Origin of the sequence: Stenotrophomonas sp. SKA14, assembly GCF_000158575.1 — a bacterium.
GTDB lineage: Bacteria > Pseudomonadota > Gammaproteobacteria > Xanthomonadales > Xanthomonadaceae > Stenotrophomonas > Stenotrophomonas forensis.
Genome location: NZ_DS999412.1, coordinates 4,815,529 through 4,826,833 on the forward strand (window position 1 = coordinate 4,815,529; position 11,305 = coordinate 4,826,833).

Annotated in this window: 6 protein-coding genes; 3 read left to right on the forward strand and 3 right to left on the reverse strand. The window is 66.8% G+C overall.

The genetic code is table 11. From position 1 onward, the window contains the following. Positions 1-553 precede the first annotated feature (553 nt). Entirely contained in the window at positions 554-1,975 is a 1,422-nt protein-coding gene (locus tag SSKA14_RS22040) for a DEAD/DEAH box helicase (RefSeq protein WP_008268364.1), read from the forward strand. Positions 1,976-2,494: 519 nt separating this feature from the next. Here the strand turns inward: SSKA14_RS22040 and SSKA14_RS22045 are convergent. Beyond that, positions 2,495-5,089, reverse strand: a complete 2,595-nt coding sequence (locus tag SSKA14_RS22045; RefSeq protein ID WP_040009018.1) for a M14 metallopeptidase family protein — start codon at positions 5,087-5,089, stop codon at positions 2,495-2,497. Between the two features lie 74 nt (positions 5,090-5,163). After that, positions 5,164-7,803 (reverse strand): TonB-dependent receptor, encoded by a 2,640-nt coding sequence (locus SSKA14_RS22050; protein ID WP_008267371.1) that lies wholly within the window; start codon positions 7,801-7,803, stop codon positions 5,164-5,166. Between the two features lie 193 nt (positions 7,804-7,996). Between SSKA14_RS22050 and queD the strand changes: the two genes are divergently transcribed. Both queD and SSKA14_RS22060 read left to right on the forward strand, forming a co-directional pair. Next, positions 7,997-8,359 (forward strand): 6-carboxytetrahydropterin synthase QueD, encoded by a 363-nt coding sequence (queD, locus tag SSKA14_RS22055; protein WP_008266092.1) that lies wholly within the window; start codon positions 7,997-7,999, stop codon positions 8,357-8,359. Between the two features lie 116 nt (positions 8,360-8,475). Continuing rightward, positions 8,476-8,823, forward strand: a complete 348-nt coding sequence (locus SSKA14_RS22060; protein ID WP_008267022.1) for a phasin family protein — start codon at positions 8,476-8,478, stop codon at positions 8,821-8,823. 341 nt (positions 8,824-9,164) lie between these two features. Here SSKA14_RS22060 and asnB read toward each other — a convergent pair whose 3' ends face one another. Next, positions 9,165-11,066, reverse strand: a complete 1,902-nt coding sequence (asnB, locus tag SSKA14_RS22065; protein ID WP_008267860.1) for an asparagine synthase (glutamine-hydrolyzing) — start codon at positions 11,064-11,066, stop codon at positions 9,165-9,167. Positions 11,067-11,305: the final 239 nt, after the last annotated feature.

Genomic DNA, 11,305 nt, shown 5'->3' on the forward strand with positions numbered 1-11,305 from the left:
CCACGTCATTCATCGTCGAAATCCATCAGATATCGAGACAAATCGAATGAGATCTGACAGATCGCGGAAAACTGTCGAAGGCGGGGTGGGTCCGGTGGCAGGGGCGTGAGCGGCATGGATGCCGCGACCGAGCCTACATGGACGTATTTACGGCGCCCCCTGCCACCGGACCCACCCCGCCATCCCACAGGAAGCCAGCTTTTGACGTTGACGTGGCTCTGGCTTGAGGCTTCGGCGGGTGCAGGGCTGCAAGCCCTGCAGGCAGAACCCCTACCTGAACAGGCCTTTTTGCGTGAAGTCTCAAACATCGTTTAGACTTGCGGGGTCTGCAGCGGCCGTCCGTTTCCCTCCGGGATCGCCGGCGACCTGGGTCCGCCCTCTTCGCCCGCCCCCACTCCGACGCCGTTCGTCACGCATTCCAGCCTGCGCTTCGTGCCGGCTGCACCCAATTCTCGCAGCGCGGTTCACGGGAACGCTCCGAGTCAGCCGATCAGTTTGATCTGCCCCCGTCTGTCCAGTCGGACAGGCGTTTCTTGTACTTGGAGCAAACTCAATGTCTTTTGAATCGCTGGGCCTGGCGCCCTTCCTGCTGCGTGCGCTCGCCGAGCAGGGCTACGAAAACCCGACCCCGATCCAGCAGCAGGCGATCCCGCTGGCACTGGCCGGTCGCGACCTGCTGGCCGGCGCTCAGACCGGCACCGGCAAGACCGCCGCCTTCGGCCTGCCGCTGCTGCAGCACCTGGGCACCGCCTCGCAGGAAGTGCGCAGCGGCCCGCGCAAGCCGCGCGCGCTGATCCTGGCCCCGACCCGCGAACTGGCCACCCAGGTGCATGACAGCCTGCGCGGCTACAGCAAGTACCTGCGCATTCCCAGCGCGTGCATCTACGGCGGCGTCGGCATGGGCAACCAGCTGGACATCCTGCGCCGCGGCGTGGACCTGCTGGTGGCGTGCCCGGGTCGCCTGATCGACCACCTGGAGCGTCGCAGCATCGACCTGTCCGGCATTGAACTGCTGGTGCTGGACGAAGCCGACCGCATGCTCGACATGGGCTTCCTGCCGTCGATCAAGCGCATCCTGGCCAAGCTGCCGAAGCAGAACCGCCAGACCCTGCTGTTCTCGGCCACCTTCGAGGACAACATCCGCCAGCTGGCGCTGGAGTTCATGCGCAACCCGGAGCAGATCCAGGTGACGCCGAAGAACACCGTGGCCGAAACCATCACCCACCGCGTGCACCCGGTCGATGCCGGCCGCAAGCGCGACCTGCTGCTGCACCTGCTGGCGCAGGACAGCCGCGAACAGACCCTGGTGTTCGCACGCACCAAGCATGGCAGCGACAAGCTGGCCACGTTCCTGGAAAAGTCGGGCATCAAGACCGCGGCGATCCACGGCAACAAGAGCCAGGGCCAGCGCCTGCGTGCACTGGGCGACTTCAAGGCCGGCCGCGTGACCGTGCTGGTGGCCACCGACATCGCCGCGCGCGGCATCGACATCAACGAGCTGCCGAAGGTCATCAATTTCGACCTGCCGATGGTGGCCGAGGATTACGTGCACCGCATCGGCCGTACCGGCCGTAACGGTGCCACCGGCCAGGCGATTTCGCTGGTGGCGCAGGACGAAGTGAAGCTGCTGCGTGCGATCACCCGCCTGCTGGGCCGCGACATGGACATCCGCGATGTACCGGGCTTCGAGCTGCAGACGCCGATCCGCTGGGGCAACAGCGCACCGGGCAAGGCCGAGCACGATACCGGCGAGCGCGCGCCGCGCAAGAGCCACGCGCGCCGTCCGCACGGTGATGCACCGCGCCATGCGCATGCGGGCCCGAAGAAGGCCGGTGGTGGCCGTCGCGAGGGCGGTGGCAATGGCCAGCAGCGTGCCGGTGCGGGCGCGGGCCAGGGCCAGCGTCGTGGCGGTGGCGGCAATGGGGGCGGCCGTGGCCGCGGCCAGGGTGGTAACGGCGGCGGTCGCGCCGGCTGATCCCAGCTGACAGCTGTTGTGCTTCCCGCTGCGCGGGGGGCTATCGAGGGACGGCGCTGAGGCGCCGTCCTTTTTTTGCTGGCTACCGGGTGATAGAGCACGCGGTGGCGGTACCGAGGGCGGATGGGCATGGGGGCAGCGCAGAACACGCTGTAAATACGTCCATGTAAGCTCGATGGCGCCATCCATGGCGCCAACGGTTCTGCGCTGCCCCCATGCCCATCCGCTTCAAGCATTGCCTGCGCCTTCTTGTCCCGCCGGGTAGCCGGGAGAAGAAAGATCAAATTCAAATTCAAGAGCAAATGCCGATGCTCTTGCTCTTGCTTTTGCCCTTGCTGCCGCCTTGGGGTTCGATGCGTCCGCGCCCGCAGGAAATTGTCGGGGGGAGGCCCGGAGGCCCAGGCAGGACCGTTGGCGCCATGGATGGCGCCATCGAGCCCCCATGGATGGGTTTACGGCGTGTCCTGACTGGGCCTCCGGGCCTCCCCGAGCCAGGTAAAAATCAAGGCGCCAAACGTCTCAACCCCGCGCTTTACTCGGATTCACCAGATTCCCGAAGAAGATCGCGTTGATCAGCAGTCGATCCGTCCCGTGCCAGTACTTGCGATGCGCCGGATCATCGGCAAACAGCACCACGTTGCCCTGCCCCTGCGCCGACACCAGCAGCCATGCGCTGCCTGCCACCCTCGCGCGGTTGCGCTCTGACAGGTAGCCATTCACCCGCGGCGGCGTGTCGATGCGCACCACTGTCGAGAACGGATTCGCGCTCGGCTGCAGCGTCACCGTGTTTTCCTTGTTGATCGCCAGCTGACGACGCGGCACGCCGAACGCCAGCGGATGACTGGTATCCACGTCGGCACTGAGGATGTTGCCGCTGACCCGCTCGATCGCGGCGATGTCACGCTGGTCGCCGAACGCGCGGCGACTCTCGCCAGCGGCCTCTTCGTCCTTGCCGAACGTCTCGCCGTCGGCCAGCTTCTGTTCGATCGCCCACTTCGAAGCGCTGCCGTAGGTCACCAGTGAGCCACCGGCCTGCACCCAGCGCTTCAATGCTGCCACCGCGGTGGCATCGACGCCGGTATAGGTACCGCCGGACAGCACGATGGTGGTGTAACGATCCAGCGGAACTTTGCCCAGCTGCTGCGGATCCAGCTTGCTGGCCGGCAGTTGCAGTTGCTGGTCGAGCAGGAACCAGGCCGAGCCAATCTCGGTGGCCGCCACACCCTCGCCCATCACCAGTGCCACGGTAGGCTTGCGCAGCGCCTTGACGCCATCGCTGCCGAGGTCAACGCCCTCGCGGCTGCGACCAGTGGACAGCGCATGCACCTGCACGCCGGCATCGCGGGCTGCAGCACGTACCGCGTCGAGCAGCGCCACGCCCTGCAGCGGTTGCCCGGCCACAGGAATGACGATGCTGCCGGCGGCGAAGTCCGCCTCGCCGTGTGCGGTGGCGGCAGCGAACGGCTGGAAGCTTGCGCGTGTACCCAGGCCCTTGCCCTGCAGCACCGCCAGCGCCCGCCCCGCGTTGTAGTCGCGCCAGTCGATGACATAGGCAAAGCCGGCCTGGCCGCCAAGCACCTCGCCCTGTACCGACGGAAGCTCCACGATGCGGGTGCCACCGTCGATGCGGCTGCGGCTGCCCGCGAACGCCACGCCGTAGGCCGGTGCGATCGCATAGCTGGTGCTGCCGTAGAACACGTCGCCCTTGATCGGCGGCGTCTCGGCGAAGATCGAATGCACCAGCCGGAACTGCGCCTGCTGCACCGGCACCACGTAGGCGCTGCCCGGCGCGAAGTGCTGGCCATCCACGGTGACCGCACGATCCAGCGCGCGCACCTCGATGCGATGCAGCAGCAACAGCTCCAGTAGGCGCCGGGTCAATGCCGGGTCATGCGCATCGCCGAACACGAAGCTCTTCACCGGCTGTTGTGCAGCCTGCTTCAGTGCACTCTGGAAGAACTGCTTCTGCAGGTCGAACAGGCCGTTGCGCTCGACGACCGCGCCGCGCACCGTGCCGAGCCCGGTGGCGACCTGGTTGCGGATGGTGAACGGGAACGTCAGCAGGCCATTCACCGATTCCTGCACACGGCCCCGTGAACTGGCCTGCTCGACGGTCACGCCGACCGCGCCATGGAAATCCGGATAGGTGGAGCCGTACACCGGCGAGAAGTTGTCGAAGTTCTCGCCGGTGTAGTACAGCGAGCCCAATGCATCCAGCGCCTGCGCGTGGTACTTGGCCAGGGTCTTGTTGAATTCGTACGACGCCGCAGGGATCAACGGACTGTGCATGCTCTTCGGCGACGGCTCGAAATAGTAGGTGCTGTCCTTGCCCATCTCGTGGAAGTCGATCTGCACGTTCGGGTACCACTGGTGGAACACCTCCACCTTTGGCCGTGAATCCTGCTGGGTCAGCGCAAGCCAATCGCGGTTGAGGTCGGTGAGGTAGTGGTTGGTGCGGCCCTGCGGGAACGGCTCGACGTGTTCCTTGTCGGCCGGGTCGGCCGAAGCCGGGTCCGAGGCCCAGGCGTTGTGCCAGTTGGCCGCGCGATCACGGCCGTCCGGATTCTGCGCCGGGTCGAACAGCACCACGGCCTGCTGCAACCATTGCTGGGTTTCGGCACGCTGGTTGGCCACCAGGTAGTACGCGGTCAGCATCGCGGCTTCGGCACTGGAGGTCTCGTTGCCGTGCACGCTGTAGCCCAGCCACACCACCACCGGGCTGTCACCGGCGGCGCTGCGTGGCTGCGCCGGATCGACCAGGGTCGCGTGCTGCTGGCGGATCTGCTGCAGTCGCGCGTGGTTACCCGCAGAGGTGACGGTGGCGATCAACAGCGGACGGCCCTCGTAGCTGCGGCCGATCTCGCGCACGCTGATCTTGTCCGAGCGTTTCGCCAGTTCCCGGAAGTAGGCCACCAGCTGGTCATGCCGGGTGTAACGGCTGCCAATCGGATAGCCGAGGAACTGTTCCGGCGTGGGAATGGACGTATCGAATGCGGCCGCGTCGGTGGCCTGCGGGAAGAAGTACGCACTCTGTGCCTGCGCCGGCTGCGGCGAGGACAACGCGGTGATGGCAGCAATCAGCAACGGAAGAGCGGCACGACGATGCACGGACACGATGACTCCCCTGGAACACAACGGCAGACAGTCGCGCGGCCGGTTCCGTGGGGAAACCGACCGCGACGGATGGATCAGAAGCGGTAGTCGAAGCCCAGCGTGAAGTAACGCCCGCGCAGGTCGTACTGGCTGAAGTCGTACGGCGCGCGGATGCCCGGGAACGAGGCGTCGTACGGCGGCGTCTTGTCGGCCAGGTTCTGCACCTTGGCGTACACGGTGAGCTTGTCGACGCCGGTGTAGGCCAGGTACAGGTCGTACTGGCTGTAGCTGCCGACGCGCTGCTGCACGGCCTTGGCCGCGGTGCTGGCTTCCTGGCGGTAGCTGCTGGTGTAGTACCAGGTCACGGCCGCGTTGAAGTCGCCATGCTTCCAGTCCAGCGTGGTGGTGGCCTTGTCCTTGGGCAGGGTCGCGCCGAGGTTGCTGCCGGCGTAGTCGACCAGCGGGCCGCCGACCACGGTCGGGCGACGGTAGTCACGCACGTGGGTGTAGGCCGAGGACACGGTGAATTCGCCGAGCGTGGCGGTCGGAATGCGCTGGCGCAGTTCGACGTCGATGCCCGAGGTCTTCAGCTCGCTGAGGTTCTGGTAGCGGTTGTAGACCGCCTGCAGCTTGCCGCGCTCGTCGCGCTGCACGGCGCCGGCCACGTTGTCGTTGACCAGGGTCTGGGTGTTGTTGGTGCCGACCAGGTTGTCCAGCTGGATGCGGTAGTAGTCCACGCTCAGGTTGGTATTCGCCCACGGCGACAGCACCACGCCGAAGTTCACGCTCTTGGTGCGCTCGGGCTTCAGTGCGTTGTTGCCAACGGTGAAGAAGGTCGGGTTCTGGCGCGAGCCGGGCACGTCCGGATCACGCGGGTCGACCACGCTGCCGTAGGCGATGCTGGTGCTGTTGGAGTTCTCCGACAGCGACGGCGCGCGGAAGCCCTTCGAGGCCGAAGCACGCACCAGCAGGAAGTCCAGCGGCTGCCAGCGCAGGCCGAGTTTCGGCGAGAAGGCATTGCCGAAGTCATCGTAGTGGTCGGCACGTGCGGCCGCCGACAACTCCAGCGTCGAGGCCAGCGGCACGTTCACTTCGGCGTAGGCGGCACTGACCTGGCGCTGGCCATGCACTTCGGCGATGGCCGGGCGCACCTGCAGGCCGGCATCGATCTGCCATGGATTGTTGGAGTCCAGCTTCTCGCGGCGCCACTCGCCACCGGCGGCGAAGCCGATCTCGCCGGCCCAGGTGTGGCCCAGGCTGCCGGAGATCTTCGCGTCGATGCCCTGCAGCTTGGACTCGGCCGGGCGCAGCGTGGCGATGTTGATCGCATCGCGCACCAACTGCGGCGTGGCTGCCGGGTTGAGCAGGTTGTAGCTGCCGGAGGCCAGTGCATCGGCCAGCGCCCAGCGGTTGGCGAAGCCACCGGACACGCTCTCGCGCTCGCTGCTGCGCGCCCCGAACGCGGCCACTTCCCAGTCCCACTTCGCGGTGGTGCCACGCAGACCGAACACGCCGCGATAGGCGGTGGAACGGTTGGTCTTGAGGGTGCCGCCAAGGTCGAAGAAGGTGTATTCGATCGGGATCGCGCGGCCGTACGGGTTGTACGGATTGCTGGCCGGCAGCAGCGACGACACCGGCTCGGCCAGGCCGCTGTCCGCATTCAACGCGAAGCGACCACTTTCCAGGGTGAAATACGGGCTGCTGCCGAACCACGCGGTGCTCTTGATCTGGCTGTACAGCACTTCGCCGAACGCTTCGACGTTGTCGTTCAGGCGGAAGGTACCGTTGGCGTACGCCTGGTAGCGCTTGGTCGACGGAATCAGGGTGGTGAACGGCGCCTGGTTGAAGCCGCAGGTATCGCCGGCCAGGCCGTCGATCGGCGCGCTGGCAACGCGGGTGGTACCAGCCGGGCAGTTGCCGTTGGCATCGAGCATCGGCACCGACACGCCGTTCACCAGGTAGCGCGCGCCCTTGGCCGACCAGCCGTTCCAGCGGCCGCCCGGCTTGTCGGTGTAGATGCCGCTGCTGGTCAGGTTGCGTTCGTCCTGGTCCAGGCGCTCGCGGTTGTAGCCCTGCAGGCTGAAGAGGATGTTGTAGCCATCGGTGTCGAGGTCGCCGAGGCCGCCGACGAACTTCAGGTTCTGCTCGTGCAGGCCGCCCTGGTCGGCACCGCCGAAGCTGCCGCCGATCTCGGCGCCTTCGAAGTTCTGCCGGGTGATGATGTTGACCACGCCGGCCACCGCATCGGAGCCGTAGACGGCCGAGGCGCCGTCCTTGAGCACTTCGATGCGCTCCACTGCGACCAGCGGCAGCGCGTTGAGGTCGACGAAGGTGTCGGACAGGCCGCCGGCCGGGAAGCCATAGTTGGCCAGGCGGCGGCCGTTGAGCAGCACCAGCGTGTTCTTCTGCGACAGGCCACGCAGGCCGATGCCGGCCGAGCCGGACGCCCAGCCGTTGTTGGTGGTTTCGTTGCTGGCGTTGCCGGTATTGGCCGAGATCGAGCGCAGCACATCGGCCACGGTGGCCTTGCCGGTCTGTTCCAGCTGCTGGCGGCCGATCACCTGCACCGGGTTGGAGGCCTCGGTATCGGTGCGCTTGATGTTGGAGCCGGTGACGCGCACGGCGGCCAGCGTGCTGGCTTCGCCACTGGCGTCGGCGGAGGATTCGGCGGCGGCGGACAAAGGCGCGGCCAGAGCGACGGCCAGGGCCGCCACGAGCAGGGTGTGCTTGGGCATGACGATGTGGGGGAGGTGGCAAGGACGACGAAGTTCCGCAGTAGTCCATGCCTGGCCGGGGTCCGGCCAATAACATCCCTTCATACGGATATAAGAGAAGCTATCATCTCTTCATCCGGATGAAAAGAGTTTCTTCACGAACAACCAACATCCACCCGGCCAGAGGCGACAGCCGCGGCGTACAATCGACGCCATGGAAATCTTCAAAGTCTTCATGCTCGAGGCGGCGCACCGCCTCCCCAACGTGCCGCCGGGGCACAAGTGCGCGCGCCTGCACGGCCACTCGTTCCGGGTGGAACTGAAGGTCGAGGGCGAGCCCGGCGCGCAGACGGGCTGGATCATGGATTTCGGTGACGTGAAGGCGGCTTTCCAGCCGATCTACGAGCGCCTTGACCATCACTACCTCAACGATATCCCTGGGCTGGAGAACCCGACCAGCGAGAACCTGGCGGTGTGGATCTGGAACGAGCTCAAGCCCAGCCTGCCGGCGCTGAGCGAGATCACCGTGCACGAAACCTGCACCTCCGGCTGCCGCTACCGCGGCCCGACCGCCTGATCAAGCCATTGATCTGTAAGGTTTTCCGAAGGCGTCATGGGCGCCTTTGTTATTTTTGTTGCAATGCGGCATCAACGGCGTATGCTGCAATGCATCAAGACACTCCCTGATGCCCCATGGCCGCCGCCTTCAGCGATCGCTTCAGTGATGCCACCCGCCAGCTCGCCGCCGCGGCAACGCGTGCGAACCGGTTGGCGTTGGAGAACGCCGAAAGCATGTTCGGCGTGCAGCTGAAGGCGCTGGAGCGCAACCTGACCGCGACCGGTGGCTGGTTGGGCGAACTGGCCCGCAGCAATGACGCGGCCGGGGTGCTCAACAAGGGCACGCAGCTGTGGCAGGACAACCTGCAGCGGCTGGGCCAGGCCCAGCAGGACGTGGTCGGGCTCGGCCTGCAGGCCGGCAAGGCCTGGTCCGAACTGGTGCAGGGTTACAACGAATCAACGGCGGACGCGAACAACCACTGACGCGACGCAACGCTCATTGCGTGGGTCCCTCCCCCCACGCAATCCGGACCCGGCAGATCCCTCCCTCTGCCGGGTCTTTTTTTGCCTGACGTTTGGATTCCGAGGCGCTTCTTCGTCTGGACTCTCTGCGAGCTGAAGGGCCCCGCCGGGGTGGGCTTGCGGCAGGTAAAACACAATGCTCGCGGCAGCCGTTCAAGGAGGCGCCGACGAACTCCGAACGCAGGGCGGAGGCCCTTGCGTACGAAGTAAAGGGGGAGGTGACGGCCAACGGCCGGCGCCGGAGGACATTCGTACGCAAGGGCCTCCGCCCTGCGCCGCGCAGAACAATCCGCGAAGGAACCTCAGCGCCCGCGACCACCGTGCCAGTGCTGGTGCCACGCCTGGAACATCAGCACGTTCCACAGGTGCGTGTGCCACTTGCGCTCACCCCGCAGGAACGCCTCCCAGATGCCGCGTACGCGCGCCGCATCGAAGCAGCCCTGGTTGCGCAGCAGCTGCGGATCCAGCAACGCCTCCGCCCAGTCGCGCAGCGGACCGGCCAGCCAGCGCGCCATCGGCGGGCCGAAGCCGCGCTTGGGGCGGTACACCAGCGGCTCGGGCAGGTAGCGCGCCAGCAGGTGTTTCAGGATCAGCTTGTGCTCGCCATCGTGGTACTTCAGATGCTGCGGCAGGCGCCAGGCCAGGCGCACCACCTCCATGTCCAGCAGCGGCGCACGGGTTTCAACCCCCGCCGCCATGCCCGCGCGATCGACCTTGGCGAGAATGCCTTCGGCCAGATCCATGCGGAAATCGAGCAGCTGGATGCGCGCCTCGGCCGGCAGCGCCGTGTCCTGCTGCTGGAAGATCGTCACCGGTTCGCGCGCGCCCAGCACCACCTGCGCCGGCTGCCGCCAGCGGGTGACCCGCTGCAGGTAATGACCTTCCACGTCGTTGGCGGCAACCTCGGCCACCAGCGCACGCCAGCCACCGAGGCGGCCGCGCTCGACATTCAGGCGGTTGCCACTGCGCCGCGCCAGGTCACGCACCCAGTCCGGCAGGCCGCCGCACAGCCGTGCATTGCGCAGCGCACGGCCATAACTGGGATGGCCGAAGAACAGTTCGTCGCCACCGTCACCGGTCAACGCCACCGGCTTGCGCGCACCCAGCAGTTCACTGGCCAGCAGGGTCGGCAGCTGCGAGGCATCGGCGAACGGCTCGCACCAGACCTGCGGCAGCCGCTGCAGCAGGTCCAGGCCCTGGCGCGCGTCCATCCGGTGCAGGTGATGCTGCACGCCCAAGTGACGTGCCACCTGCGAAGCCCAGTCGCTCTCGTCGTGGCCCGGATCGTCGAAGCCGACCGTCCACGCTTCGATCGGCAGGGTCGACTGCGCCTGCATCATCGCCGTTACCAGCGAGGAATCGGTCCCCCCGGACAGGAACGCGCCGCAGGCCAGTGGCGAGTGCATGCGTGCAGCGATGGCCTTCTGCAGCACCGCCTCGAGCTGGTCGGTGGCCTGCTCCAGGCTCGGCGCCGGCTGCAGGGGTTCCTGCAATGCGCTGTGCATCGCATCGCGTGCACACCAGTAGCGCGAACCGCCCTGCGCGGCCATGCCGGAGTGCCCTGCAGCATGGTCATTCATGTCGATGCGCAGCATCGCGCCGGCCACCAGCTTGTGGATGCCACGGTAGATGGTGTGCGGCGCCGGCACGTAGTCATGGCGCAGCAGCAGGCTCAGGGCATCCTGGTCGATGCTCGGCGAGAAACCCTCAAAGGCCTGCAGCGCCTTCAGCTCCGACGCGAACAGGAACCTGCCCTGGTACCAGCCGTAGTACAGCGGCCGCTCGCCCACCGGATCACGGGCCAGCCACAGCGCGCGCGACTCGCGGTCCCACACGCTGAAACCAAAGGCGCCCTCGATGCGCGACAGCGCCCGCTCCACGCCCCACTCGACGACCGCCTGCAACAGCAGGCGCGCATCGCTGCAGTTGCGCGGCAGATCGCGCAGCTGCGCCTGCAGGTCGGCGCGGTTGTACAGGCGTCCGTCCAGGCACAGCACGTAGCGGCCGCAGTCCGAGCTCAGCGGTTGCAGGGGCGTATCGGTCGGCGCCCGGCAATGGCCGAGTGCCAGGCCGGCCTCGGCATCGGTCCAGTAGCCGATGCGACCCCGGCCGCGCTGTTGCAACGCGCGCAGCATCGGCGCCAGCTGCTGCAGCAGGTGTTCGTCTTCGGCGGGCGGCAACCAGGCCCCGACCACGCCGCTCATCGGGCACCTCCGCAGTAGCGGCGGGACAGGCACGACAGGCAGAGGTTGGCGGGCGACATGGGAACGGCACGCGGAACGAAGGAGACTCCATGCTCGGCCCGCGCCCGCCCCGCGTCAGTCGCATTGCTGTCAGCGATCGTCTCCAGACGTGTGATGAAGGTAACGTTTTGTAACGGCAACCGGCTATGCTGGGCGCCAAGTGGTTGCCGGGGCTGAGACCCGGCCCGTGCGCCAGCAAC